The sequence below is a fragment of the Desulfovibrio sp. Fe33 genome, assembly GCF_028532725.1.
GTDB lineage: Bacteria > Desulfobacterota > Desulfovibrionia > Desulfovibrionales > Desulfovibrionaceae > Pseudodesulfovibrio.
On sequence record NZ_JAQKGU010000002.1, the window covers coordinates 73,064 to 99,156 of the forward strand.

Genomic DNA, 26,093 nt, shown 5'->3' on the forward strand with positions numbered 1-26,093 from the left:
TCCCACCGCGAACACAAGGAAGAGCAGCATGTCCCAGCCCTCCAACGGACGCCTCACCCAACAGGCCCGGCGAATATTTCTCCTCCAATGCGGCCTGTCCTTCACCGTGATCGTCTTCGCCTTGCTTCCCGTCACCATCCTGGACGACAGGGAATACGCCCTGACGGCTCCATTCCTGGCCGCCGTCCTGCTCCTGGCCGTGGCCATGCTTTGCGCCGCCCGGTTCATGCGGCTGGTGCGCGGGGCCAACGAGAGAATCGCCGCCCTGACCACGCATGACGAACTGACAGGTCTGCCCAACCGTCCCTGGTTTTTCGCCAGACTGGACGAGGAGATCGACCGCGCCCGCCGCTACGGTGCGGAATTGGCCCTTGTGATGATCGACCTCGACGACTTCAGGCGGATCAACGATACCTTCGGCCACCCGCAGGGCGATCTGGCCCTGGCCGAAGTGGCCAGGCTGCTGACGGCCAACATACGCGCCTCGGACCTCGCGGTCCGGTACGGCGGGGAAGAGTTCATGCTCATCCTGCCGGAGGCGAACGCGCGCCAGGCCGCCCGCGCGGCCGAGAAGCTGCGCATGGTCGTGGAGGTCAATGATATCAGCCTGGAAGGACCGGAGATCAAGGTGACAATATCCTGCGGCGTGGCCGATCTCGCCTCGGTGCGCCCGGGCAGATGCTCGCAGCGGGACGCCCTGATAACGGCCGCCGACCGGGCCATGCACCAGGCCAAGCGCAACGGCCGCAACCAGGTGTTCATGCACGAGCCGGAGCACGAGCGCCAGCTCTCCCTGGTCTGACGCTACGGATCGCCGCTCGCGGCCCCGCGCCGTCCTTGAGGATTGGCCGTCAGGCCGAATGACTGGAGCCGTTTCGGAACCGTCTTTAACAACTATCTGATATTCAAAGCCTTTCGCCGGGGAATTTTCCCCTTCCCCAGCGGGGCCATTTGCGCTAAGTACATTGGTTCCCCGCCGTTTGGCGAGGGGCGCGGTTTTTCACGCGCCCGTCAGGGTAAACCATCATAGAGGTAGAAGCATGTCCCTTTGCAAAATAGAAGAAGCCATTGAGGATATCCGCCAGGGCAAGATGGTCATCATGGTGGATGACGAGGACCGCGAAAACGAGGGTGATCTGGTCTGCGCCGCCGAGGCGGTTACGCCCCAGATAATCAATTTCATGGCCAGTTACGGACGCGGGCTCATCTGCCTGCCCATGTCCAACGAGATGGCCGACGCTCTCGGCCTGGAGCTGATGACCAAGAAGAACGAGTCCGGCTTCGGCACCAATTTCACGGTTTCCATCGAGGCGCGCGAGGGCGTGACCACCGGTATTTCCGCCAAGGACCGGGCCACCACCGTGTTGGCCGCCGTGGCCGACGGAGCCAACCACGACTCCATCGTCACCCCCGGCCACGTGTTCCCCCTGCGGGCGAAGGACGGCGGCGTGCTGGTGCGCGCCGGACAGACCGAGGGCGGCAGCGACATCGCCCGCCTTGCGGGATTCAAGCCCGCCGCGGTCATCTGCGAGATCATGAACGAAGACGGCACCATGGCCCGGATGCCCGACCTCGAAATATACGCCAAGAAGCACGGCCTCAAAATTTGCTCCGTGGCCGATCTCATCGCCTACCGCATGAAGTTCGACGGCAAATCCGTGACCAAGGTCGGCGAGGCCCATCTGCCCACCCGCTGGGGCAATTTCGAATCCGCCGCCTTCCACTCCGAGGCCGACGGCAAGACGCACATCGCTCTCTGGATGGGCGACATTCATCCCGACGAGCCTACCCTGGTTCGCGTGCACTCCGAGTGCCTGACCGGCGACGTTTTCGGCTCGCTGCGCTGCGATTGCGGCCCCCAGTTGCAGGACGCCATGTGCATGATTCGCAACGCGGGCAAGGGCGTGCTCGTCTACATGCGCCAGGAAGGACGCGGCATCGGGCTGGGCAACAAGATCCGCGCCTACCACCTTCAGGACCAGGGGCTCGACACCGTCGAGGCCAACGTCAAGCTCGGTTTCCCGCCGGACATGCGCGAATACGGCACCGGAGCGCAGATCCTGGTGGCTCTGGGCGTGACCAAGATGCGCCTGATGACCAACAATCCCAAGAAGATGGTCGGCCTGGAAGGCTACGGCCTGGAGGTCGTGGAGCGCGTTCCCATCGAAGTGGGCGCCTGCGAACTCAACGAGCGCTACCTCAAGACCAAGCGCGACAAGATGCACCACCTCCTCAAGGTGGATGGCAAGTAACCCCCAAAGTTGACTTTTGGGGAACCGATAACATATTACACCGCTATATATTTCATACAGTAGGGAGAAGACATCATGTCCGTGAAGACCATCGAAGGACTGCTGGACGCCAAGGGACTCAAGATCGCCATCGTGGCCGCCCGGTTCAACGACTTCATCGTTGACCGCCTCATCTCCGGTGCCGTGGACTACCTTGTCCGCCACGGCGCGGCCGAGGCCGACCTGACCCTGGTCCGCCTGCCCGGCGCCTTCGAGCTGCCCATCGCCGCCCAGAAGCTGGCCCGGTCCGGCAACTACGACGGCATCGTCGTGCTCGGCGCGGTCATCCGCGGCGCCACTCCGCACTTCGACTACGTGTGCAGCGAGTGCGCCAAGGGCGTCGCCCACTCCACCATGGAGACCGGCGTGCCCATGGGCTTCGGCCTGCTCACCTGCGACTCCCTGGATCAGGCCATCGAACGCGCCGGTTCCAAGGGCGGCAACAAGGGTGTGGAGGCCGCGTCCGCCATGCTCGAAACGATCCGCGTGCTGGAGCAGCTTTAACTTATGAGCTCGAAATCAAAGGGCAATCGGCCCGGTATCCGCAGGGTGGGGCGCACCCTGGCCTTTCAGGTGCTCTACTCCACGCACTTCCTTGACAAGGAAAACCCCTTGGACATGGACACCTTGTTCGACATCAACCCCCTGGTCATCGAACAGGAATCCGAGACTGCGCGCGCCTTCGCTCGCAATCTGGTCATGGGCGTGAACGTGAACCTGCACGACATCGACAAGACCATCGAAGAACACTCGCAGCACTGGAAGATCGAAAGGATCGCCATGGTCGAGCTGTCCATCCTGCGCCTGTCCCTGTACGAAATGATGTTCACCGACATCCCGGTCAAGGCGGCCATCAACGAGGCCATCGAGCTGTCCAAGACCTTCGGTGACGAGAAGTCCCGTTCCTTCGTGAACGGCATTCTGGACGGCGTGGCCAAAACCCTGAAGCGAAACTGATCGCCCCCGAGGCACGAATCCGCCGCGTCTCCCGGCCGGCAGGCGGGAACGAAACGACCACATAGGAATCATCTACCATGGCATTAGGCAAATACTCCCCCGAGGAAATTGAGAAAAAATGGCAGGCGATCTGGCAGGAATCCGGCTGCTTCCAGGTTGAGACGGACCCCTCCAAGCCCAAATACTACGTGCTGGAGATGTTCCCCTATCCGTCCGGCAAAATTCATATGGGCCACGTGCGCAACTACTCCATCGGCGACGTGGTGGCGCGATTCAAGTCCATGCAGGGCTTCAACGTCCTGCATCCCATGGGCTGGGACGCCTTCGGACTGCCCGCCGAGAACGCCGCCATCAAGCATGAGACCCACCCCGCCACCTGGACCTACCAGAACATTTCCGAGATGCGCGAGCAGCTCAAGCGGCTGGGATACTCCTACGATTGGAGGCGCGAAATCGCCACCTGCCGTCCGGAGTACTACAAGTGGGAGCAGAAGTTCTTCCTCAAGTTCCTGGAAAAGGGATTGGCCTACCGCAAGGATTCTCCGCAGAACTGGTGCCCGACCTGCAACACCGTGCTCGCCAACGAGCAGGTTGAGGAAGGGCTGTGCTGGCGTTGCGACTCCGAGGTGGAGCAGAAGGACATGGAACAGTGGTTCCTGCGCATCACCGACTACGCCGACGAACTGCTCAAGGACCTCGAATCCCTGGAAGGGGGCTGGCCCGAGCGCGTGCTGACCATGCAGCGCAACTGGATCGGCAAGTCCTACGGCGCGGAGCTGACCTTCCAGGTCAAGGACATGGATGAGACCATCGACGTCTTCACCACCCGCCCGGACACCCTGTACGGTTCAACCTTCATGTCCGTGGCCGCCGAGCATCCCATCGTGGAGCGGCTTATCGCCGACGTCCCGAACAAGGGCGAGATCGAGGCCTTCGTGACCAACATCCGGAACATGGACCGCATCAAGCGCGGAGCCGACGATCTGGAGAAGGAAGGCATCTTCACCGGCAAGTATTGCGTCAACCCGGTGACCGGCAAGGACATCCCCATTTTCGTGGCCAACTTCGTACTCATGGGTTACGGCACCGGCGCGGTTATGGCCGTTCCGGCCCACGACCAGCGCGACTTCGAATTCGCCGCCAAGTACGGCCTCGCCATGCAGGCGGTCATCAACCCGCCCGAACTGCATGAAAAGGGCGAAAAGCTGGACGCCGCCGACCTGACCGAGGCCTACACCGCCCCCGGTTTCCTGATCCATTCCGGTGAGTTCGACGGAATGCCCAACGAGGATGCCAAGAAGGCCATCGTCGAGCATCTGGACAAGTCCGGCAAAGGCAAGATGGCCGTCAACTATCGTCTGCGCGATTGGAACGTGTCCCGCCAGAGGTTCTGGGGCGCGCCCATTCCGGTCATCTACTGCGACGAGTGCGGCGTGGTTCCGGTCCCCGAAGAGGACCTGCCGGTGCTGCTGCCCGAGAACGCCCAGGTGCGCAAGGACGGCAAGTCGCCGCTTCCCGAAATGGAGGATTTCGTCAACTGCGTCTGCCCCAAATGCGGCAAGCCCGCGCGGCGCGAGACCGACACCTTCGATACTTTCTTCGAGTCCTCCTGGTACTACATGCGCTATTGCGACCCGCGCAACGAGGCCGAGGCCCTGGGCGCGGAGCACCTGGATTACTGGATGAACGTCGACCAGTACATCGGCGGCATCGAGCACGCCATCCTGCACCTGCTCTACTCCCGGTTCTTCACCAAGGCGCTGCGCGACTGCGGCTTCGTCAAGCACGGCGAACCGTTCGCCAATCTGCTGACCCAGGGCATGGTGCTCAAGGACGGCGGCAAGATGTCCAAGTCCAAGGGCAACGTCGTCGACCCCAACGCCATGATAAATCAGTACGGCGCGGACGCGACCAGGTTGTTCATCCTTTTCGCTTCCCCGCCGGTCAAGGAGCTGGAATGGTCCGATCAGGGCATCGACGGTGCGTACCGCTTCCTGTCCCGCCTGTGGAGGCTGGTCGAGGATTTGGAAGACGTGCTCATGCCCATGACCCCGGCCTCCCACACCCAGCCCGCGTGCGAGGCGGCCAAGGGACTGCGCTTCAAGGAGCACGACACCATCCGCCGCGCCACCCGCGACATCGAGAACGAATTCCAGTTCAATACGGTCATCGCGGCCATCATGGAGCTGGTCAACGAGCTCTACCAGGTCAAGGACGAGCTCAAGGAATCCGATCCCGCGGCACTGTCCTCGGCCATCGCCACGGCCGTGACCCTGCTCTCCCCGGTGGCTCCGCACATCTGCGAGGAGCTGTGGTCCGTCCTCGGCCACAAGACGCACTTGACCTCACAGTCGTGGCCCGCATACGACGAAAAGGCGCTCGTCCTCGACGAAGTGACCATGGTCGTCCAGGTCAACGGCAAGGTGCGCGGCAAGTTCGAAGCCCCGAACAACGCCCCGCAAGCCGACGTCGAGAAGCTGGCCATGGAGCTGGAAAACGTCCAGAAGTTCATTGAGGACAAGACTGTCCGCAAGGTCATCGTCATCCCCAACAAGCTGGTCAACATCGTCGTGGGCTAGCGCGGCAAACTCTTGATTTGCAAAGGCCGGGAGGAAGTTCCTCCCGGCCTTTTTTTGCGTTTGCGCCAGGCGTGAATGATGCGCGATCGTCTGACGTTTTATTGAAGCGCGCACCGCGCAGAGCTTGCCGCGCACCGCGGAGCGCAAATAAAAAAAGGCGCGCTTGCGGGCGCGCCTTTCCTTTGGCCGGTTCGATTCGGGAAGGCTAAAAGCCGTTTTTCCGCAAAAAGTCCATGGTGATGCCGGTGGCTCCCTTGTCGGCTGCGGGCGAGGCGGTCCAGGGCTGGACCATGCGTTCCACATACTTGCCGATGACGTCGGTCTCCATGTTGACCCTGGTGCCTGGGGTCCAGCCGGAAATGGTCGTCACCCTCTGTGTTTCGGGGATGATGTTCACTTCGAGCCAGGTAGGGGCGCAGGCGTTGACCGTCAGGCTGATGCCGTCCAGGGCCACGGACCCTTTGGGGATGACGTACCGCCCGTGGGCCGCGTCGAAGGACAGCCGGTAGATTTTGGATTCGCCCGCCGGGCGCACTTCGGCCACCTCGGCCAGGCAGTCGACGTGTCCGGCCACGATGTGCCCGCCGAAGCGGTCGCCCATGGCCATGGCCCGCTCCAGGTTGACCGTGCTCCCCGGGCGCAGTCCGCCCAGGCTGGTCACGGACAGTGTCTCGCGGCTGGCGTAGCAGGTGTACCAGCCGTCGCCGAAAGTCTCCACGGTCAGGCATACGCCGTTCACGGCGATGGATTCGCCAAGCTCGATGTCGGGCAGATCGAAAAGGGCCCGGATGCGGAACCGCGTTTCAGAGCCTCTGGCTTCGGCGGTCTCGATGCGGCCCATGCCCATTATCAGTCCGGTAAACATGGATGATACCTCGTTTCTGGGTTATGCGGCCTCGTTGTAGCAGGCCGGGGAGCGGGTGTAAATCGGCGCGTCAGCGCAGGTAGGCGTCGAGAAGCGCGGGGTATTCCGGTCGGGCCTTGACCCGATCCAGCGCAGCCTGGAAGACGTTCACCAGCTTGGCCGGGGTGCTGGGGTGGAAGGCATAGAAGACCGGCGTCTCCCGCAGAAGGTACACGGTTTCGAAATCGCCTGGATCAAACCCGTAAAGGGCCGCGATCTTGCGCCAGGAGCTTTCCTCGTAGGCTACCAAATCCAACCGGTTCGTCATGAGCTTGTTGATGTTCTGGTCCATGTTTACCACGGGCTGGATGCGGGCGATGTCCCGGTACTTCGCGAGCAGGGCGTCCGAGACGTCCTTTCGCAGGGTGCCCACGGCCAGGCCTTTAAGATCGTCGAGTGTGTTCAGGCGGATGTGGCGGTCCTTGCGGGCTATCAGGACGAATCGGACCGAGGCGATGGGCCCTGCCCACTGAAAGAGCTTCTCGCGTTCCGGTGTGCGCGCCATGCTGAACAGGACGGTTCGCGGCTCGTGTTGCACCCGTTCGTAGGCCCTGGCCCAAGGCATGGATTCAATGTGTGGCGGGGCGATGTCCAGCTCCGTCCAGACCATCCGCAGCAGGTCCGCGGAGATTCCCCGGACCCGGCCGTTTTCCGTGTAGTTGAAGGGGTAGTACTCCTCGGTCAGCCACGTGTACTCCTTCAGCTCCATGGGAGCGCTCAGGCCGCTTTGGGCAGTCGCCGGGAAAAGAAGCAGGGCGCACCAGACCAAGAGCGGAATCGTGATGGTTCCGATCAGGGGACCTCCCGTTGCCGGGCGGTCGCTGTATGGCGGCTGGCGGAGTGGCATAGTGCTCTCTCTAGCAATTGGCCGCGAGGTTGTAAATTGACGCGATCAGTTCAGGAATTGGGCACGAAGTTTGCGGTAGTCCGGTTTTTTCACGACCGCGTCCAGGGCCTTCTGGAATCGAGCCACAAGGGTGTCCGAAGTGTCGGGGCTGAAGGCGTAGCAAAGAGACTCTTCGCTCAGGACGAAGACGATTTCGAAGGCGTCGGGTGGCATGTTCATGGTCGCGAGCGCGGTGCTGAACCTGAGTTCGTCCAGGGCGAGAGCGTCAACGCGGTCGGACAGGAGCAGTTGTACGGCATGTGAGGGGTTGGATGCATAGGTGGGGGCGAATCCGGCGCGGATCATCTTGCTGGCCGCCGCAATGTCGCGGAGGGAGGCGATCCGCAATCCCCGGAGGTCCTTGAGGGCATTCGGCCGCAGGTGTCGGGAGCGCAGAGAGAAGACGGCGAGCCGGCCTTGGACTATCGGTCCCACCCATTTGAAGGCTTTCTCCCGCTCCGCCGTGCGATACATGGAGAAGATCATGATGTGCGGGTCCAGTTGGGCTGTGTCGTAGACGCGAGGCCAGGGCATGACCTGGATGGGCTGCTCGGATACACCCATTTCCTTCCAGAGCAGCTTGAGCAGGCCCACGGCCAATCCTGCGGGCTTGCCGTTGACGGTAAAGCTCATGGGCCTGAACTCATCGGTCAGGTAAGTGAGATTTTCGACGGCGTCGTCGGTTTCCTGGGCAAAACCGGGAGCCGCGAAAAGCAGCCCCGCAAGAAGCGGGACCACTAAAAATCTGGTGGTGAGCATAAGACAATGTAACCGTTTGGTGAAGCGAAGGCAAGCCGCCCGGACGGAAGCGGCGCAGGTCTCGCGGACCGGGAAAAGGGGCGGCAGCCGCCCGCGCGGGCGCGCGTCAGCGGTTGCGCAGGGTGAGCATGAGATCGGTTCCCACGGGCTCGCATTCGGCGATGCGAAAATCGAGGGCCTGGCCCATGGTCGGTGCCTCGCGGCCGGAGTAGGCCGCCGGCGCGCAATCATCGCCGAGAATGCGCGGGGCCACGAAATGGATGACCTCGTCGGCCAGCCCCTGCTCGATGATGGCCAGGGCCAGCCTGCCGCCGCCTTCGCACAGGGTGTAGTGGCAGCCGCAGTCGTAGCGCAGCCGTTCGAAGCCGCAGGCGAGGGCAAGGGAACCGGCCCGGCCGGGCAAGGGCCAGACCGAGGTGCCGCGCCGCCGCAGGACGTCGGCCTGGGGGCTGCGGGCGGCGGTCTGGGAAGTCATGAAGATGGCCCGCTCCGGCCGATCGCGCAGCAGGGTGAACCTGCTCGGGTCTTCGGGCAGGCGGGAGGAGATGACCACCCCGAAGGGCTGGACGAAGTCTTCGGGCAGGCCGTCCATCCGGCAGGTCAGGCTCGGGTCGTCCGCGTAGAAGGTGTTCCCGCCGACGATGACCGCGCCTACCAGTGCCCGTAGGGCGTGCACCCTGGCAAAGGATTCGGGGCAGGAAACCGGTTCGGGCTTGCGGGAGGCGGCCGCGATCTTGCCGTCCAGCGTGGCGGCCATCTTGAGGATGTTGTAGGACGAGTGGGTCTGTTGCCAGAGCAGGAAGTCGGCGATCAGGTCCCGGCACTCCCGTTCAAGCACGCCCACCGTGACTTTGATGCCGTGGGCCTGGAGTTTTTCCACTCCTCCCGCGGCAATGGGGTTGGGGTCGCGGGTACCGACCACCACCTCGGCCACGCCCGCCTCGATGAGGGCTTCGGTGCACGGCGGGGTCTTGCCGTGGTGGTTGCACGGCTCAAGGGTGACGTACATGGTCGCCCCGCGCGGGTCCACGCCCGAGGCGCGGGCCGCGGCCAGGCATTCCCGTTCGGCGTGCGGTTTGCCGAAACGGGTGTGCCACCCCTCGGCGGCCACCTGGCCGTCGCGGACCAGCACGGCTCCGACGCACGGGTTCGGTGCGGTGGCTCCGCGTCCTCGCCGGGCCAGTTCAACGGCCCGGGCCATGAAGCGTTCGCTAGCTGAAGTCGCCTTCCATGAAAACATGGTTCACTCCGGCTTCGGTGAGCATGTCCTCGGACAGCTCGTCGGGATAGTTCTCGGCATAATAGATGTTTTCCACGCCGCAGTTGATGAGCATCTTGGTGCACAGGATGCACGGCTTGGTGGTGCAGTAGATGTCGCACCCCTTGAGATCCAGTCCGTTGGTGGCGGCCTGGATGATGACGTTCTGCTCGGCGTGCAGGCCACGGCACAGCTCGTGGCGTTCGCCCGAAGGGATGCCGAGGCGGTCGCGCAGGCAGCCCACTTCTTCGCAATGGGCGATGTTGGTGGGTACGCCGTTGTATCCGGTGGCCAGGATGCGCTTGTCGCGCACGGCGATGGCGCCCACGGCGCGGCGGGTGCAGGTGGAGCGCTGGGCCACAAGGTGGGCGATGCGCATGAAATATTCCGGCCAGGGCAATCTGTTGGGCATTTGCGGTCCTCGTTCGTTGCGAAGTGGAGCTTGGTTCGGTCCACCTATCATTTCTCGTGCCGAAAGGGAACGGCCGAAGTCGGCGTGGGCCGGGGGAAAAGCAGACCCCGGCCGCCGGGATGTGGCCGGGGCCGGGGGGAAAACGTATGCGCCCGAACCGGGCGCGGCGCTAGATGCCTCAGCCGCCGCCGGAGCCGCAGCCCGATCCCTGGAGGGCGTCCAGGTTCGGGCCGCCTCCGTCGACTTTGGCGCGGCAGGCGCTCATGAGTTTTTCCGTGTCCTTGGAGCCGCATTCGGGGCAGGTCACAACCGTGTCCGCACCAAGGACAAGCTCCTCGAATTCGTTTCCGCATTTTTTGCAGGTATATTCATAGATGGGCATGATTGACTCTCCAGGTCCCATATGGTTCGTCGATGCCTCTTAGGTCATGCCGCGAAGGCCCTTTGTCAAGGGATGCCACTTGCACATTGCACACATTCTGTGCAACAAGTGTGAAAATAACTGCACAAACAAAGTGCATCGTGGACGGATTTGTTTCGGGTAAGAATAGTAATTTCGGATGATTGTGTCTTTGGCACGCCCCGTGCTTTATGCCAGGCAGAATGTCACACACTCATTTACCTGTTCGCATGAAAGCATAACCTTTAGGAGGCAGACACATGTCCAAGAAAAACATCACCATCTCCGCATTGGCTGCGGCTCTTGTCCTGAGCATGGCGGCTTTCGCGTTGGCCGGTCCCGGCCAAGGCCGCGGATTCTCCGGCTCGTGCGGCGGTCCCGGCTACGGCCCCGGCGCCATGTACAATCAACTGACCCCCGAGAAGCAGGCCGAGGCCGACGCCATCGTGGACAAATACGAGCCGCAGTTCGAAGCCGTGCGCAACGCTCTCTGGGCCAAGCGCTCCGTGCTCCAGGCCATGGTCAACGGCGGCAACGCGGATGAAGCGGCCATCACCAAGCTGGTCAACGAGATCTCCGCTCAGCGCGGCAAGATGTGGGAACTGCGCAAGGCCATGGGCGATGAACTGGTCAAGGCCACCGGCATCGCCGCCTTCGGCGATTGCCCCCGCCGTGGTCCCGGCGAAGGTCGCGGCCCCTGCTCCGGTAACGATTGCGGTCCCGGTCGCGGCATGGGTCCCGGCCAGGGCATGGGCTCCGGTCAGGGCATGAACCGGGGAATGTTCTAGTTCATTGAATTGAAGCGATATTTCCGATAACTCGGAAAACAGGATATTGCGGGGCAGGAGGCGTGGGGCTTCCTGTCCCGCATATGATCGTCGGCTGACGTTGGCGGGATGCCGGAACTTTCCGGCAACGCATTTTTTCGAGGAGGCCCAGAATGTTTAGAAAAATCACGTCCCTTACCGCACTTCTTTCTTTTCTCGTCACGCTGGTCACCAGCGTGATCCTGTATATCGTGCCTGAGGGCCGGGTAGCCTACTGGGCCGATTGGCATCTGCTGGGCATGACAAAAACTCAGTGGGGCGACGTGCACACCACCGTGGGGACCCTGTTCCTCATCGCTCTGCTCCTGCATGTTTGGCTCAACTGGAAGCCCCTCATTAATTACATGAAGAACCGGGCTCGGGAACTGGTGGTCATGACAACGCCCATGATCGTCAGTTTCGTTCTGGTGTTCGTGGTCTTCGCTGGCACGCTCGCCGGACTTCCCCCCATGAGCACGCTGCTCGATTTCGGCGCGCAGATAAAGGAGGACGCCACCGCGACATACGGCAATCCTCCCTACGGCCACGCCGAGACCAGCCCGCTGAAGAAATTCTGCGGTTTCCTTGGACTGAACGTGGATTTGGCCTTGAGCGCGTTGCGCGAGGCCGGGTTTGACGAGTCCGTGAACGAGGATTCGCTGATAAAGGACATCGCGCGGTCGCGCGGAGTGAGCCCTCAGTATATTTACGACATCATCAGGGCCAAGCAGGGCGGCGACCCGTTTTCCCTGATGCCCGTCCAGCCGCCCGAAGGCACCGGCAAGATGACGGTCGCCGTGATCTGCACCTCCTACGGCCTGGAGCTGGAGGAAGTCCTGGCGCGGCTTAAGAACGCGGGCATCGACGCCGCGCCGGAAAGTTCCTTCAAGACCCTGGCCGCGGAGCACGACATGTCTCCCATCGATATCTACAGGATAGTCAAGGGCGAGTAGTCGGCATATGGAAGTCGTTCATCCGGAAGAAAGGGAGAAGGGACCTCTCGTCGCCCTTGTCCTGGCCCTGATCGTGTTGGGCCTCGGCAGTCTGTACCTGACCTGGCAGTCCATCGCCCAGCAGCGCAAGATCGTCGAGGACCACATGATAATGACCGGTAACTCGATTTTGCGCGGCGTGGACAACAACATCTTCCGCATTGCCCGCACCCTGCGAATGGGCGGCCAGTCCTCGGCTCTTTTCCGGACCATGACGGAAGAGCTTTTCACCGAACTCGCTAAATCCGAGGACATCGAGTTCGTCACCCTGTTCGACCGCGCCGGGCGGCCCATCGTGACCTCCGTGAAAAAGGACAATCATCCCATCTTCCAACTGCCCGACGCCGTGGCCGAGGATATAGAGCCCGGCCGGGCCTGGCACGTCATGGCCGAGGTGGACAAGACCAATGTGCTGCTGTCCGGGCTTCAGGTCCGTTCCGGTATCGCGGTTCTGCTCGGCGTTGACCCCGTCGATGGGGATTCGACGCCGGGAAGGGGCGGAGCAGGCCGGGGCATGGGGCAGAACATGGGCCCCGGTATGGGACAGGGCATGGGCCCGGGGATGATGTTCGACGAATCGCAATCCCAGGTTTACCTGGTGGTGGGGCTCAATGCCGAAAAGCATATGCGCCAGTTCCGCCAGTACCGGCAGGCGGCCACCTATCAGACCGGATACGTCTTTCTCGCCGCCGTGGTCCTCTGGTCCCTGGCGTTCGCCTACCTGCGCCGCCGGGGCGCGAGCCGCAAGCTCGTCCGCCTGGAGCGGTTCCAGAACAAGCTGCTGGACAACATGCCTGACGGTCTTGTCACTCTGGCCGAGACCGGCGAGATCCTGGCCGCCAACCGTTCGGCCAGACAGTTGCTTGCGCCGGGCCAGGACGAGGATTCCGGAGCCGGGGGCGAAAACAAGTCCGATGGGAAAAATGGGAAGTCGGACGGGAAAAAGGGCGGAAAAGCCTCGGGAAAGAAGAGCGGGGAAGTTCCCGCGCCGCCGCCCGAGATTGTCGGAGGCTACTGGCAGGATTTCGACTTCGGCCTCCAGACCAACGAGAACCAGCCGTCCGGTCCCGTGGAATGGGAGCAGTTCGACTACCAGGGCCGACAGTTGGAGATTCTGTTCCTGCCTTTTCAGGAGCAGGACGAGGACGCCGCTCCCGAGCTGGGACAGCGGCTCGTGCTCATCCGCGACCGTACCCAGATTCGTTCCCTCGAGGAAGACCTGAACGAGGCAAAGCGGCTGGCGGCCATCGGCTCCCTGGCCGCGGGCGTGGCGCACGAGGTGCGCAATCCGCTTTCTTCCCTGCGAGGTTTCGCCCAGCTCTTCGCCACCAAGCTCAAGGGACAGGCTCCGCTCGACCAGTACGCCGCAGCCATGGTCCAGGAGGCGGACCGCCTCAACCGCGTGGTCACGGACCTGTTGTATCTGGCCCGGCCGCGTCAGTTGGACCCGTCCTTCATCGATCTTTTCAAGGTGGGCGATTCCCTCAGGCAGCTCATGCGTTTCGATTTCGAAGACAAGCAGATCGAGCCCGAGTTCGACTTCGGCCCCGAGCCGGTCTGGGCCGATCCCGATGCGCTCAGGCAGGTCCTGCTCAATCTCATTTCCAATAGCCTGGATGCCATTCAGGGGTGCGCCGATTGCGACAGGCCCGGCCATGTCAGGCTGGTCTCCATGCGCGGACACAAGGGCGTCTGGATCATTGTGGCCGACGACGGCCCGGGCATGGACCCCGAAATCCGCGACGACGTCTTCAAGCCGTTCGTCACGGGCAAGAAGACCGGCACCGGTCTGGGCCTGGCCATCGTTCACAACATCATGCGCGCCCACAAGGGCCGGGTAATCATAGAATCCGAACCCGGGGCGGGAACCGAAATGAAGCTGTTCTTCCCCGATCCGCAGCCCCGGGAAGACAAGGAATAGCCATGAACGAAGAACGTATTGCGCTGATCGTCGACGACGAGCCGGGCCATCGGATGATGGTTCGGGCCGTGCTGGAGGATGACGGCTGGACCGTGCTCGAAGCCGAATCCGGCGAGCGCGCCCTGACCGTGCTGGCCGAGGAAGCCGAGGCCGACACCTTTCCCGACGTGGCCATGGTGGACATGAAGATGCCCGGCATGGACGGTATGCAACTGCTCAAGGAATTGCAGGTCCGGCGGCCGAGTATGCCCGTTGTCCTGCTGACCGCCTTCGGCTCCGTGGGGTCCGCCGTGGACGCCATGAAGCGGGGGGCTTTCGATTATCTGACCAAGCCCGCCGACAACGACGAGCTCACCGCCGTGCTCGGCAAGGCCTACGAATATCACAAGCTGCTCGACGAGAACGCCCGGTTGCGCGCGGAGGTGGGCAGCGAGCCGGATTTCATTGGGGGCAGCCCCGGTATCGAGCGGGTGCGCGATCTCATCGGCCAGGCCGGTCCCACCGAGGCCACCGTGCTCATTCTGGGACAGAGCGGCACCGGCAAGGAATTGGTGGCCGAGGGGTTGCATCGGGCCAGTCAGCGGGCCGACAAGCCGCTTATCAAGGTCAACTGCGCGGCCCTGCCCGACGACCTCCTGGAATCCGAGCTTTTCGGCTACGAGAAGGGAGCCTTCACGGGCGCGGTCAAGGACAAGCCCGGCCGGTTCCAGTTGGCCGACGGCGGCACCCTGTTCCTCGACGAAATCGGCGAAATGCCCGCCGCGCTCCAAGCCAAGCTCCTGCGCGCCTTGCAGGAGAAGACCATCGAGCCGCTCGGCTCGGTGCGCACCCTCCAGGTGGACGCCCGGATCATTGCGGCCACCAACCGCAATCTCAAGCGGGAAGTCGAAGCTGGACGGTTCCGCGAAGACCTCTACTACCGCCTGGCCGTCCTTGAAATCCGTATTCCGCCGTTGTGCGAACGCAAGGAGGACCTGCCGCTTCTGGTCAGCTTCCTGCTTCGCCGTCTGGGCAACAAGAACAACAAGATCATCCGCACCGTGACCCCGGCCTTTCTCGACGCCCTGTCCGGTTATGATTGGCCCGGCAACGTCCGCGAGCTTGAGAACGTGCTTGAACGCGCGCTCATTCTCTCCAGGTCCGACGCTCTGGGCCCGGACCTTCTGCCTCCGCAGATCACCGGCGCGCGGGAAAACGCCATGGAGCTGGAATACGCCCAGGGCGCACGGCACGCGCCCACACCCGCCAATCTCGAGGAAGCGGAAAAACAGGCCATTATCCAGGCTCTTGAGGAAAACGGCAACCACCGCGAACGCACCGCCGAAGCCCTCGGCATCAGCCGCCGCACACTGCAATACAAATTGAAGAAATACGGCCTCACCCGCCGTTAGCAAAAAAAGCGTGGGGGATTCACCCCCACGCTTTTTTTTGCCTCACTTCCCCTTTTCGCGCAGCACGCCGCGAAGCGAAAAAATCCCGCGCCGAAGGCGCTACCAGGGGATGCAAGGGTGCGAGCCCTTGCCCGCCGGAGGCGAAATCACCCGACTATTGCCGCGAAGCGGCTTTCACAACCTGATTCCCATAAAAGGGCAGCAATCTGCCCGCCGGAGGCCTTTCCTCCCCTCTACGCCAACGCGCGCTCCCTGATTTTGTCGAGACGGGCCAGGTAGTCGGCGCGGTAGAACGGGCCGTTGGAGGTGAAGGCTTCGGCTGCCGGGCGGTGGGTGTCGCAGAAGGTAGCCATGAGCGGATTCCTGAAAATGCGTCCGTAGGCGCGGATCATGTGCAGGGTGTTGTGGCAGACGGGCATGAACTCGCCGGACGCGGCGAGCAGGGGCGTCCGGTCGCGGCCGAGGTCCATGAAGAAACTGGCCACGGCCTCGGCCCAGGGATAGTTGCTTTCGGTGGCGAACCTGTCGATGACGGCCTCATCGTCCAGAAGGGCGGGTTTCCATGGCCGGCTCCATTCCGTGGGCACGGTTTCGTCCGCTTCATACCGAATCTCCCCGTCTTCCATGAAATCGGCGACCTTGCGGGCCAGCGCGGCCCACATGGGGCCGATGTGCTCCACGTCGCGGGAGGCGATCAGTCCGACCACGGTGTTGTCGCGTTCCTCCAGTTCCAATTTGAGGAAGGGGCAATGGGCCTCTATGCCCTCGTCCGTTTCCCGCCAGATACCGCCGAAAACGCGGTTCACGTCGAGAATGCGCACGTCCAGTTCGCGTTCCCATACCGCGTAATGGGCCGGGGCCTCGCGGCTCAGCCGGTTCCAGTTCTCCAGGTAGGAGTGCGGGACGGGCCCGAAGGCGGGGTAGTGGTTGAGGCGGGCGGTGACCAGTATGGGCGTTTCCGGGAACTGTTGTCGGACCAGGGCCAGGAACCGGCCGAATCGTTGGAGGTACGAAGCCGGGTTGGGGCCAATGGGGCGGCATTGCTCGCTGATCCAGGCGGCCAGGTCCGGCCTGCCCGCGAAGGCCGCCGGGTTCATGTGGAAGATGAAGCCCTCGTTGTGCAGGAAGAGCGGGGCGGTTTCGTGGAACAGGTTCAGGACCAGAAGTTCGGGCGTGTCGTGGCTGCCGGGCAGTTCGAACTGGTATTCCGGCAGCCGTCCGTTGAAGATGTCCACCGCGCCATGCGGACTGGCCTGCCGCGTAAGCTCGGGCGGAATCCCGCCGGGGTGGCTGGCATGGGTCATGGGCGAAGCGAGGGGCCGGTGGGCGGCGGGCAGGCCGAGAGCGGCCACGGCCTTGCCGAGGAATTCCATTTGACAGTTGCCCAGAAAGTGCAGCATTCTTATCCTCGCGAAATCGTTAACGTCATCGTTTCATACGCAGCAAAAAGCCGCAGGGCAAGCCATGGCCAAACTGACCATTGAAACCTTCATTCTCGGCCCGGACGAGACCAACTGCCACCTGGTGAGCCTGGGCGGCAACGCCGTGGTCTTCGACGTTGGCCTGGAGCCCGGCCGTCTTATAGAGCGCATCACGGCTCTCGGCTTGAATCTGGAAGCCGTGTTCCTGACCCATTTCCATATTGACCATATCGGCGGGGTCAAGGAACTGCTTGAGGCCCATCCCGCGCCCGTCTACGCCAGCCCTGAGGACGAGTTCCTGAAGGAGCTTTCCTTCGAGGCTGGCGGCAACCGGGAATTTGTTCCCTACATCGACTTCGCCTATACCCCCATCGGGCCCGGCAGACGCACCGCGCTGGCCCAGCCGCTGTTCGTGCTGGACACCCCCGGCCATACGCCGGGCGGCCTGTCCTATTTCTTTCCTTCCGCCGGGTGCGTTTTCGTGGGCGACCTGCTGTTCATGATAGCGGTGGGACGGACCGACCTGCCGCGCGGCAGCTCCTCGGCTCTGCTTGGCTCCATCCGTTCCCGCATCTTCACCCTGCCCGGGGACACCCGCGTCTATTCGGGCCACGGCCCCATGACCACGGTGCGCCACGAGAGGGAAAACAACCCGCATTTCATATTCAGTTGATCGCGAAGGGTGATTTTCCCGCCCGAGGAGCCTTTCGCGTCGCCTTTGTTCGCGTGAGGACTTGATTCAACGGAAGATCGAAGGCATAGAGGCGGTAAGGGCCGTTGATCCGGCTCGCTTCGTTTCGAGGTCCGGAACAAAGGAGATTCGCCGTGCCTGCTAAAATCATGTCCGTCGTGTTGGTTTGTCTTCTGGCTTTGGCTATGGTCCCGCCATGTGCGGCCGAGGAGGGGGAAGACGTTTCCAAGTGGGGCGTCGTCACCGGGCAGACCCGGCTGTATTATTTCACCCAGCGGAACAAGACCACAGGCGATGATTACGACAACATCAAGGAATCATTTGCGATAGGCGGTTATCTCAAATACGAGACCCCGTGGCTGGGCGACCACTTCGGCGCGGCCGCCGCTCTGTACGGCACCGCGCCCGTGACCGCCGAGCTCAACCAGGAGAACCAGGGCGGAACCGGGCTCCTCACCCCGGATAACGAAGGGTTCGCGGTCCTGGCCGAGGCGTATTTCAAGGTCCGTTTCGAGCAGTCCGAAGCGCGGTTCTGGCGGCAGCGCATCGAGACCCCGTTCATCAACGGCAACGACAGCCGTATGCTTCCCCAGACCTTTGAGGCCTATGGGTTGAAATCCTCGGACATCGAGACCCTGGAGTGGTCGCTTTTCTGGGTGGACAAGGAGAAGGGCCGCGACACGGACCTGTTCAAGTCCATGACCGAGATGGCCGGGCTGGACAATCGGGGCGGCGTGCTGATGGCCGGGGCCGACTGGACGCCGGAAAAGGCGCTGCCCATGCGGTTCTGGAATTATTACGCCCCCGACTTGGACAACACCTTTTTCACGCAGATCAAGTACGCCTTCGGCGATCCCGAGGGGGTGCGCTACAGCCTGCTCTTCCAGGGGGTGGATCAGCGCAGCGTGGGCGATCAGTTGGGCGGGGACTACACCACGGGCGAACTCGGCCTCATGGGTTCCGTCACGTTCGCCGGAATCACCTTCGAGCTCGGCGGGACCGCGGTGGACGGCTCCAAGGGAATCCGCAATTCCTGGGGCACTTATCCGTTCTTCAACAACCTGATGGCCTACGCCTTCGACAGGGCCGGGGAAAAGACGCTATATCTGGGGCTGGCCTATGACTTCGCGCGTATCGGCGCCAAGGGTTTTTCCGCCAACATCAAGACCGGTTTTGGCGACACGCCGGACTCCGGCCGCAACGCCTCCTTCGACCGCAACGAGTACACCCTGAACCTGAATTACGCCTTTGATGGCGATCTCAAGGGGTTGTCCATTCTCAACCGCTGGTCCTATCAGGACGCGGACGAGGATCTGGGCGGCAAGGACGGCTTCCAGGTACGGCTCCGCCTGCAATACGATTTCCAACTGCTCTAGCGGGCGCAAGCGGCGCGCATGACGCAAAAAGCGCTTCATGTTCATTGCTTTATTTATTATGTTGAAGACGGCTGGCTTCCATAACCCCCCGAGGTTCGACAGATGGCAGAAGAAAGCGTTCCGGTGAAGGAAGAGACGGCGGTTGCGCCCGAAGTGCATGAAGCGGCGAAAAAGTTGCTGACCCGGCGGTTCAGGTTCATCCGGAAGCCGGACGAATCCCTGAAGCGGCTGGCGCGGCTCGGGGTCAAGCGTGTGGCGGCGGACATGGCCGCCCATCCGCAACGCTATCGTGAGCCTGAGCCGGAAGAGCCCCTGCCCGAGGTCAAGCCGCTGGACCCCTTGGACATCCTGCGCAAGGATCACCAGCTTCCGGCCCTGCCCCAAGTCTTTCTGGAATTGCAACAGGCCATCGGCTCCCGCTCCACCTCGGCCGACGACCTGGCCGAGATCATCAGCCAGGACCCCGGCCTGACCGCCTTTCTTCTGCGCATGGTCAATTCCGCCTTCTACTCCCTGCCCATGCAGATCGACACCATTTCGCGCGCCGTCACCGTGGTCGGCGTGAACCAGCTTTCCACCCTGGCCGTGGGCACTTCGGTCATGTCCCTGTTCAAGGATGTGCCTGCCGACGTCATCGACATGGAGCAGTTCTGGAAACATTCCATCTGCTGCGGCCTCATCGCCCGGCGGCTGTGCCGCATGTCGGGCAAGGGCGACCCGGAGCGGGCTTTCGTTTCCGGCTTGCTGCACGATATCGGCCAGCTCATCCTCCTACAGGTCGAGCCGGAGCGGGCCACGGCCGTCCACGCCCACGCGCGGGCCAAGGACGCGGTGCTGTTCGCCGAGGAAAAGACCCTGCTCGGGTTCGATCATGCCACCTTGGGGGGAATGCTGCTGCGCAAGTGGAACTTCCCCTACGTCCTGGTTTCCGCCGTGCTCGAACATCATCATCCCAAACTCGGGCACAAGGAGGCGGAACCCCTTCTGGTGCACTGCGCCGAGACCCTCGCCACCGGCCTGGGCGTCGGTTCCAGCGGTGAGTTCTTTGTCCAGCCGCCGTCGCCGGAGGCGTGGGCGTCCATGAACTTCACCCCGGAACAGATGGACGAGATGGTCGAGGACTTGGACGAGGAATTGGAGGAGGCGTTCTCCATTCTCCTGGACCGGTAGCTACCCTTCGGAAACGGGCTGTCCCCGCTTCGGACGTCGGTCTCCCGCGCGTCGTGTTTGACAACTTTCGCGCCAGGCCGTAGATGTTCCGACCGAACCCGAATCAACGGAGGTTTTGCCATTGCGTGAAAAAGTGGAAGCCGTGCTGGACAAGGTCCGGCCCATGCTGCAGGGCGACGGCGGCGATGTGGAATTGGTGGAAATCACCGATTCCGGTATCGTCAAGGTTCGCCTGACCGGAGCCTGCAAGGGATGTCCCATGTCCCAGATGACTCTCAAGAACGGCATAGAACGGATTATCCTCAAGGAAATCCCCGAAGTGAAAGGCGTCGAAGCCGTATAGCGGCGCAGATGCCTCCAGCCGCCCCATCCCCTTTTCCTTACTAAGCTTTTTGGGTCGCTTCGCGAGGGGAGGCGGAGAGCATCGGATAGACATATTGCCTAAATTAGAAACCCTGCCGCATTCGCACCATCCGCGAGGCGGCGATAAAAGTTTTGGAGATTCTTAAGAACCTTTTTCAAAAGGGTCTTAAGCCGCCGGAGGCATTCTCATGACCAAGATCGTTTCCCGTTTCGCGCCGAGCCCGACCGGGTTCCTGCATATCGGCGGTGCCCGCACCGCACTGTTTTCCTGGCTCCTTGCCCGGTCCATGGGCGGGGAATTTCGTTTGCGCATCGAAGACACGGACCGCGAGCGGTCCACCCAGGAGGCCACGGACGCCATCATCGACTCCATGCGCTGGCTCGGCCTTGAACACGACGGTGAGATCGTCTTCCAGTCCGACCGTTCCGATCGGCACAACGAGGTCATCGACCAGCTCATCGCCTCGGGCCACGCCTACTACTGTCAGTGCAGCAAGGAGGACGTGGACGCCATGCGTGAAAAGGCCATGCAGGAAGGCCGCAAGCCCAAGTACGACGGCACCTGCCGCGAAAAGGGGCTGACTTCGGGCGTGGTCCGGCTCAAGGCTCCGCTGGAAGGAGCCACCGGATACAAGGACATGGTCAAGGGCTTCATCTCGGTGGAGAACTCCGAGATGGACGACATGATCCTGCGCCGCACGGACGGAACGCCCACCTACAACCTGGCCGTGGTGGTGGACGATCACGACATGGGAGTGACCCATGTGTTGCGCGGCGACGACCACGTGAACAATACCCCCAGGCAGATTCTCATCTATCGCGCCATGGGTTGGGACGTGCCCGAGTTCGGCCACGTGCCCATGATCCTCGGCCCGGACAAGAAGAAGCTTTCCAAGCGCCACGGCGCGCTGTCGGTCATGGAATATGAAAAGATGGGCTACCTGCCCGAGGCCGTGACCAACTATCTGGCCCGCTTGGGATGGTCCCACGGCGATCAGGAACTGTTCACCATGGACGAGATGGTCGAATTCTTCACCACCGACGGCCTGGGCAATTCCCCGTCGGTCTTCGACCTGACCAAGTTCGAATGGGTCAACGGCCAGTACATGCAGAAGGCGGACCCGGACCGTCTGGCCGGGATGCTCTGCGATTTCCTGGCCCGAGAGGTGGGCGAGGAAGAGGCCAAGTCCGTGACCCGCGAGCAGTTCGCCCGCATCGCGCCCCTGTTGCAGCCTCGGGCCAAGTCCGTGCTCGATATGCTGGAGCAGGCCCGCCCGTTCATCGTGGACGCCACGTTCCTGCCCTACGACGAAAGCGCCGTGAAGAAATTCCTGACCGACGAGACCAAGCCTCTGCTTGCGGAGATCGCTGAGCGCATGGAAGGTCTCGACGAGTTCACCGAAGCGTCCCTGGAGGAATTGCACCGGCAGTTCATCGAGGAGAAGGACATCAAGTTCAAGGTCGTCGCGCAGCCCCTTCGGGTGGCCATCACCGGCAAGACCCAGTCGCCCGGCCTGTTCGAGACCATGATCGTGCTCGGCAAGGAGCAGACGCTGTCCCGCATCAGAAGGGCGGTGGAGCTGTAGCCCGCCGCACCCGGTTGAAATATCGTGAAGGCCCCCGTCGGATATATCCGGCGGGGGCCTTCGTTTGGGGTGCTGCTCCATTAACCGTCGCGCAGTTCGTCCTTCATGGCGAGGAACGTGCTCTTATCGATCTCGCCGGACGCGTAGCGGCGTTTGAGGATTTCCTCCGGCGTTGCGGATTCCGGAGGTGTGGCTGGTTTGTGGAATAATCGCACCGAGATATATATTATCAGCCCCAGCACCAGGAATTGGATAACTCCCCCGTGGAGGAAGCTCATTGAGCCGAACCAACCGCCGGACCCTTCGCCGAATCGGAATCCCGGGCCGGAACACCAGGTTCCGAGTGAAGTCAAAAATTCCATGATCTCTCCAGAGCTTGTTTGCCTGGAAGATAGCACGGACTATGCCAAACGAGTTGTGGAGCTATTTCAGCGTGTTGAGACTAAGACGGGAGAGAAATATTGTGCAGTTGTGCAATGCTTTGCGTGCGGACTTGACGAAAAATTGCACTATGGGGGGCGGGGAGGGATGGCAGGTCAATAGACGCAAAAAAGTTGCCGCCGAAATGTTTTCGGCGGCAACTTTCGGCCATCGAAATGTGCAGCACGTTATGCTTCGGGCTTCTTGTTGGCCACGGGCTTGACCACTGCGCCGTTGCGGATGCAGCGGGTGCAGGCCTTGATGCTGACGACCTGGCCGGACTCCAACTGATGACGAACCTTCTGCAGGTTGGGCATGAAGCGGCGTTTGGTCTTGATGTGGGAGTGGCTGACGTTGTTGCCAGTCTGGGGACCCTTTCCACAAATATCGCAAACCTGGGACATTGCGACCTCCTGATGTATTCTAAGGAAATAAATCGTTTTCGTACTTGCGAACCCGCCTGGTTCTGGTAGCTTCTCCGGTCGGCGGGAGAGAATCCTTACCGAGCCCTGAAGCAAATGGCAAGGGTTTTTTTCTTGACATGGGATTTTATTACCATATAGGAAGCACCGGTTGTCCGGCCGTGGAGCCGGACCGAAGACGGAGTACGACATGGTTGAATATTGGCTGACGATCAGCGACATTGCCGCGGAGGGCGGGAACTTCACCTTCGATGACCAGGATTTCTGGCGCGAGGCGTGGCGTACGTTCAAACTGGACATCCGTCCGGGCCGCGATCTCGTGGCCGAGTATTCCGTTTTGCCCCAGTCTGACGACGGGGCGCTGGTGCGCGGCACCCTCAAGGGAGCCGTCAAGCTGGCCTGCGACCGCTGCGCCGAATTTTTTGAATACGGGATCGAAGTGGACTTCGACGCCTTCGAGCAGTTGCCCAATGGCGACGAGGACGACGGCGACCCGCGGGTGCGCGTGGAAAACGGCCAGCTCCAGCTCGACATGGGCACCATCCTCTGGGAGGAGTTCGCCCTGGCCCTGCCGTTCAAGCCCTTGTGCGGCGAATCCTGCAAGGGCGTGTGTCCCGGATGCGGGGCCAACCTCAATTCCGGCGAGTGTTCCTGCGAGCTGGATGATGGTGACGAAAGGCTTGCGGTTTTCCGCGACTTGAAGATAAAGTAACGCCCTTGCCCGGAGCTTCGGCTTCGTGCATTCGGTTGAGAACAAATCAATACGAGGTATATATCATGGCTGTCCCCAAGAAGAAAACGTCCAAGTCCCGCAAGGGTATGCGCCGCGCTCACGATAAGGTTGCCGCTCCCAACGTCATTTACTGCGAATGCGGTGAACCCACCCTGCCCCATCGCGCCTGCTCTGTCTGCGGCTCCTACAAGGGGCGTCAGGTCATTGACGGCGAAGATGCCTAGCAGCGAGGGAATCCTGGCTCCGCGCATCGCCGTGGACGCCATGGGGGGAGATTTCGGGCCCGGCATTGTCGTGCCCGCTGCGGTGGCCGCTGCGCGCGAGGGTATATCCGTCGTGCTTGTCGGAGACGCTGAGCGCGTCCGAGCCGAGCTCGGCAAGTTCGACACCAAGGGGCTGGACATAGAAATAGTCCATGCCTCTCAGGTGGTCGAGATGGACGATAAGCCCGCCGACGCGCTGAGGCGTAAAAAGGATTCTTCCATTCAGGTGGCCTGCCGCCTGGTCAAGGAAGGCAAGGCTCACGGCGTGGTTTCTGCCGGACATTCCGGCGCCACCGTGGCCTGCGGCATGTTCGTCCTGGGGCGTATCCCGGGCGTGCAGCGTCCTGCCCTGGCCGGCATCCTGCCCACCGAGAAGAACCCCGTGGTGCTCATTGACGTCGGCGCCAACGTCGACTCCAAGCCGCAGCATCTTCTCCAGTTCGGCCTTATGGCCGACGTCCTGGCCCGGCACGTCCTGGGCGTCAAGGACCCGTCCGTGGGCATTCTGTCCATCGGCGAGGAGGAGGGCAAGGGCAACGCCGCCGTTCGCGAAGCCTTCGACCTGCTCAAACGTTCGCAGATGCGGTTCATCGGCAACGTCGAGGGGCGCGATATCTTCACCGGTGAGGTGGATGTCGTGGTCTGCGACGGCTTCGTCGGCAATGTCGCCCTGAAGCTTTCCGAAGGACTGGCCCGCTCCCTGAGCCGTCTGCTCAAGGATGAGTTGAAGTCGAGCTGGCTGTCCATGCTCGGCACGCTGCTCTCCTTTGGGGCGTTCAAGCGGTTCAAGAAGCTCGTGGACTACGCCGAATATGGCGGAGCGCCCCTGCTCGGCCTTCGCGACATCGTCATCGTCGCGCACGGCAAGTCCAATGAGTTGGCTATGACCAACTGCATCCGCATGGCCGCCACCAGCGTGCGCAACAATGTGCATGGCCATCTGGCGGACGGCCTGGCCGCCCACAAGGATCTGGCGGTCAAGCCTGACAGAAACGCTGCCTGACACATCCCGCTTCCTGCGGGATGTGAAAAATCTTGCGCAGCTTGACCGCGCCATACCGTTGGCATAAACACCGATTCCATGATCAATTCCATCCTTCGCGGCTTTGGCCTGTACGCCCCTGAAAAGGTTTTGACCAACGCCGATCTTGAAAAAATCGTCGACACCACGGACGAGTGGATCACCTCTCGTACGGGGATCAAGGAAAGGCACATCGCCGCAGAGGGCGAGGCCTCGTCCGACATGGCCTACGAAGCCTCCAAGCAGGCGTTGGCCGAAGCGGGCATTGAGCCTTCCGAACTGACGCACATCGTCTGCGCCACCTTCACCCCGGATTCCATGATCCCGTCCGCCGCCTGCCGCCTGCAGGAGAAGTTCGGCATCACCGGACAGATGTGCCTGGACGTCCAGGCGGCCTGCTCCGGCTTCCTGTACGCACTCCAGACCGCTCGCGGCTACCTGTGCCTGGAACCTGACGCCAAGATTCTGGTTGTCGCCAGCGAGGTGCTCTCCCGGCGCATGAACTGGGAGGACAGGTCCACCTGCGTCCTGTTCGGCGACGCTTCCGGCGCGGCCGTGATGACCGCAGGGGAGCCCGGCGACGGTCCCGAAGTGCTGGACATCAAGCTCGCCGCCGACGGATCGCTTGGCGATCTGCTCACGGTCAACGGCGGCGGATCGGCCTATTCCTACAAACTGGGCGACGCTGTCGGTCCCGAATATTTCGTCGAGTTCCAGGGACGCGAGGTCTTCAAGCACGCCGTGCGCAGCATGACCGAGATTTCCGAGGCCATCCTGGAGCGCAACGGCCTGAGCAAGGCGGACGTGGACGTGCTCCTGCCGCACCAGGCCAACTACCGCATCATCGACGCGGTGGGGCGTCGTTTCGATATCCCCGAGGAACGCGTCTTTTCCAATATTCACAAGTACGGGAACACCTCCGCCGCGGCCATTCCCGTGGCCCTGGCCGAGGCCGTGCACACCGGGTTCATCAAGCCCGGGAATCTGGTGCTCATCCCCGCTTTCGGCGGCGGGTTCACCTGGGGCGCCGCCCTGATTCGGTTCTAGTTTTTAAACACCTGTTTGTTTGCA

Annotated in this window: 27 protein-coding genes; 18 read left to right on the top strand and 9 right to left on the bottom strand. The window is 62.2% G+C overall.

What is annotated here, in order from left to right:
- Positions 1-28 precede the first annotated feature (28 nt).
- The 5 genes from PSN43_RS03150 to leuS all read left to right on the top strand — a co-directional run bounded on the left by PSN43_RS03150 (position 29) and on the right by leuS (position 5,827).
- Entirely contained in the window at positions 29-802 is a 774-nt protein-coding gene (locus tag PSN43_RS03150; RefSeq protein ID WP_272699269.1) for a GGDEF domain-containing protein, read from the top strand.
- Positions 803-1,040: 238 nt separating this feature from the next.
- A complete protein-coding gene (locus PSN43_RS03155; protein WP_272699270.1) occupies positions 1,041-2,252 on the top strand; it encodes a bifunctional 3,4-dihydroxy-2-butanone-4-phosphate synthase/GTP cyclohydrolase II in 1,212 nt (403 codons plus the stop codon).
- 72 nt (positions 2,253-2,324) lie between these two features.
- The gene (gene ribH / locus PSN43_RS03160) at positions 2,325-2,795 is read left to right on the top strand and encodes a 6,7-dimethyl-8-ribityllumazine synthase (RefSeq protein ID WP_272699629.1); all 471 of its coding nucleotides are present in this window, start codon (positions 2,325-2,327) and stop codon (positions 2,793-2,795) included.
- 3 nt (positions 2,796-2,798) lie between these two features.
- A complete protein-coding gene (gene nusB / locus PSN43_RS03165; protein ID WP_272699271.1) occupies positions 2,799-3,248 on the top strand; it encodes a transcription antitermination factor NusB in 450 nt (149 codons plus the stop codon).
- A 77-nt stretch (positions 3,249-3,325) separates the two neighbouring features.
- Positions 3,326-5,827, top strand: coding sequence for a leucine--tRNA ligase (leuS, locus tag PSN43_RS03170; protein WP_272699272.1), 2,502 nt, complete (start codon positions 3,326-3,328; stop codon positions 5,825-5,827).
- Between the two features lie 205 nt (positions 5,828-6,032).
- On the opposite strand, the gene PSN43_RS03175 is transcribed toward leuS, so the two are convergent.
- The 6 genes from PSN43_RS03175 to PSN43_RS03200 form a co-directional block, all read right to left on the bottom strand.
- Positions 6,033-6,692: a riboflavin synthase gene (locus PSN43_RS03175; protein WP_272699273.1), complete on the bottom strand. Its 660-nt coding sequence runs from the start codon at positions 6,690-6,692 to the stop codon at positions 6,033-6,035.
- A 70-nt stretch (positions 6,693-6,762) separates the two neighbouring features.
- A complete protein-coding gene (locus PSN43_RS03180; RefSeq protein WP_272699274.1) occupies positions 6,763-7,440 on the bottom strand; it encodes a substrate-binding periplasmic protein in 678 nt (225 codons plus the stop codon).
- 183 nt (positions 7,441-7,623) lie between these two features.
- Complete coding sequence (locus PSN43_RS03185) at positions 7,624-8,376, bottom strand: substrate-binding periplasmic protein (protein WP_272699275.1); 753 nt, start codon at positions 8,374-8,376, stop codon at positions 7,624-7,626.
- A gap of 106 nt (positions 8,377-8,482) precedes the next feature.
- A complete protein-coding gene (gene ribD, locus PSN43_RS03190) occupies positions 8,483-9,577 on the bottom strand; it encodes a bifunctional diaminohydroxyphosphoribosylaminopyrimidine deaminase/5-amino-6-(5-phosphoribosylamino)uracil reductase RibD (RefSeq protein ID WP_272699276.1) in 1,095 nt (364 codons plus the stop codon).
- 10 nt (positions 9,578-9,587) lie between these two features.
- Positions 9,588-10,046 (bottom strand): deoxycytidylate deaminase, encoded by a 459-nt coding sequence (locus PSN43_RS03195; RefSeq protein ID WP_272699277.1) that lies wholly within the window; start codon positions 10,044-10,046, stop codon positions 9,588-9,590.
- Between the two features lie 178 nt (positions 10,047-10,224).
- Complete coding sequence (locus PSN43_RS03200) at positions 10,225-10,428, bottom strand: FmdB family zinc ribbon protein (RefSeq protein WP_272699278.1); 204 nt, start codon at positions 10,426-10,428, stop codon at positions 10,225-10,227.
- A gap of 278 nt (positions 10,429-10,706) precedes the next feature.
- Between PSN43_RS03200 and PSN43_RS03205 the strand changes: the two genes are divergently transcribed.
- The 4 genes from PSN43_RS03205 to PSN43_RS03220 all read left to right on the top strand — a co-directional run bounded on the left by PSN43_RS03205 (position 10,707) and on the right by PSN43_RS03220 (position 15,556).
- On the top strand, positions 10,707-11,234 hold the full coding sequence (locus PSN43_RS03205; protein ID WP_272699279.1) for a Spy/CpxP family protein refolding chaperone: 528 nt from the start codon (positions 10,707-10,709) through the stop codon (positions 11,232-11,234).
- A 152-nt stretch (positions 11,235-11,386) separates the two neighbouring features.
- Complete coding sequence (locus tag PSN43_RS03210) at positions 11,387-12,205, top strand: DUF4405 domain-containing protein (RefSeq protein WP_272699280.1); 819 nt, start codon at positions 11,387-11,389, stop codon at positions 12,203-12,205.
- Positions 12,206-12,212: 7 nt separating this feature from the next.
- Positions 12,213-14,165: a two-component system sensor histidine kinase NtrB gene (locus PSN43_RS03215; protein ID WP_272699281.1), complete on the top strand. Its 1,953-nt coding sequence runs from the start codon at positions 12,213-12,215 to the stop codon at positions 14,163-14,165.
- Between the two features lie 2 nt (positions 14,166-14,167).
- Positions 14,168-15,556, top strand: coding sequence for a sigma-54-dependent transcriptional regulator (locus tag PSN43_RS03220; RefSeq protein WP_272699282.1), 1,389 nt, complete (start codon positions 14,168-14,170; stop codon positions 15,554-15,556).
- Positions 15,557-15,789: 233 nt separating this feature from the next.
- Here PSN43_RS03220 and PSN43_RS03225 read toward each other — a convergent pair whose 3' ends face one another.
- Entirely contained in the window at positions 15,790-16,956 is a 1,167-nt protein-coding gene (locus PSN43_RS03225; RefSeq protein ID WP_272699283.1) for an SGNH/GDSL hydrolase family protein, read from the bottom strand.
- Positions 16,957-17,020: 64 nt separating this feature from the next.
- Here PSN43_RS03225 and PSN43_RS03230 point away from each other — a divergent pair, with 64 nt between their 5' ends.
- The 5 genes from PSN43_RS03230 (at position 17,021) to gltX (ending at position 22,163) form a co-directional block, all read left to right on the top strand.
- Positions 17,021-17,650, top strand: a complete 630-nt coding sequence (locus PSN43_RS03230; RefSeq protein ID WP_272699284.1) for an MBL fold metallo-hydrolase — start codon at positions 17,021-17,023, stop codon at positions 17,648-17,650.
- A gap of 152 nt (positions 17,651-17,802) precedes the next feature.
- A complete protein-coding gene (locus PSN43_RS03235) occupies positions 17,803-19,044 on the top strand; it encodes an OprD family outer membrane porin (RefSeq protein WP_272699285.1) in 1,242 nt (413 codons plus the stop codon).
- A gap of 102 nt (positions 19,045-19,146) precedes the next feature.
- The gene (locus tag PSN43_RS03240) at positions 19,147-20,214 is read left to right on the top strand and encodes an HDOD domain-containing protein (protein WP_272699286.1); all 1,068 of its coding nucleotides are present in this window, start codon (positions 19,147-19,149) and stop codon (positions 20,212-20,214) included.
- Between the two features lie 121 nt (positions 20,215-20,335).
- Positions 20,336-20,557: a NifU family protein gene (locus PSN43_RS03245; protein WP_272699287.1), complete on the top strand. Its 222-nt coding sequence runs from the start codon at positions 20,336-20,338 to the stop codon at positions 20,555-20,557.
- Positions 20,558-20,765: 208 nt separating this feature from the next.
- Positions 20,766-22,163 (top strand): glutamate--tRNA ligase, encoded by a 1,398-nt coding sequence (gene gltX, locus PSN43_RS03250; RefSeq protein ID WP_272699288.1) that lies wholly within the window; start codon positions 20,766-20,768, stop codon positions 22,161-22,163.
- An 80-nt stretch (positions 22,164-22,243) separates the two neighbouring features.
- Here gltX and PSN43_RS03255 read toward each other — a convergent pair whose 3' ends face one another.
- A complete protein-coding gene (locus tag PSN43_RS03255) occupies positions 22,244-22,525 on the bottom strand; it encodes an SHOCT domain-containing protein (RefSeq protein ID WP_272699289.1) in 282 nt (93 codons plus the stop codon).
- Between the two features lie 246 nt (positions 22,526-22,771).
- Entirely contained in the window at positions 22,772-22,987 is a 216-nt protein-coding gene (rpmB, locus tag PSN43_RS03260) for a 50S ribosomal protein L28 (RefSeq protein ID WP_272699290.1), read from the bottom strand.
- Positions 22,988-23,195: 208 nt separating this feature from the next.
- On the opposite strand from rpmB, the gene PSN43_RS03265 reads away from it, so the two are divergent.
- The 4 genes from PSN43_RS03265 (at position 23,196) to PSN43_RS03280 (ending at position 26,069) form a co-directional block, all read left to right on the top strand.
- Positions 23,196-23,717: a YceD family protein gene (locus PSN43_RS03265; RefSeq protein WP_272699291.1), complete on the top strand. Its 522-nt coding sequence runs from the start codon at positions 23,196-23,198 to the stop codon at positions 23,715-23,717.
- Between the two features lie 65 nt (positions 23,718-23,782).
- On the top strand, positions 23,783-23,962 hold the full coding sequence (rpmF, locus tag PSN43_RS03270; protein ID WP_272699292.1) for a 50S ribosomal protein L32: 180 nt from the start codon (positions 23,783-23,785) through the stop codon (positions 23,960-23,962).
- Positions 23,955-25,004: a phosphate acyltransferase PlsX gene (gene plsX / locus PSN43_RS03275; protein ID WP_442874861.1), complete on the top strand. Its 1,050-nt coding sequence runs from the start codon at positions 23,955-23,957 to the stop codon at positions 25,002-25,004. Before rpmF ends, plsX begins: the two co-directional genes overlap by 8 nt.
- Positions 25,005-25,082: 78 nt before the next feature.
- Complete coding sequence (locus tag PSN43_RS03280) at positions 25,083-26,069, top strand: beta-ketoacyl-ACP synthase III (RefSeq protein ID WP_272699293.1); 987 nt, start codon at positions 25,083-25,085, stop codon at positions 26,067-26,069.
- Positions 26,070-26,093: the final 24 nt, after the last annotated feature.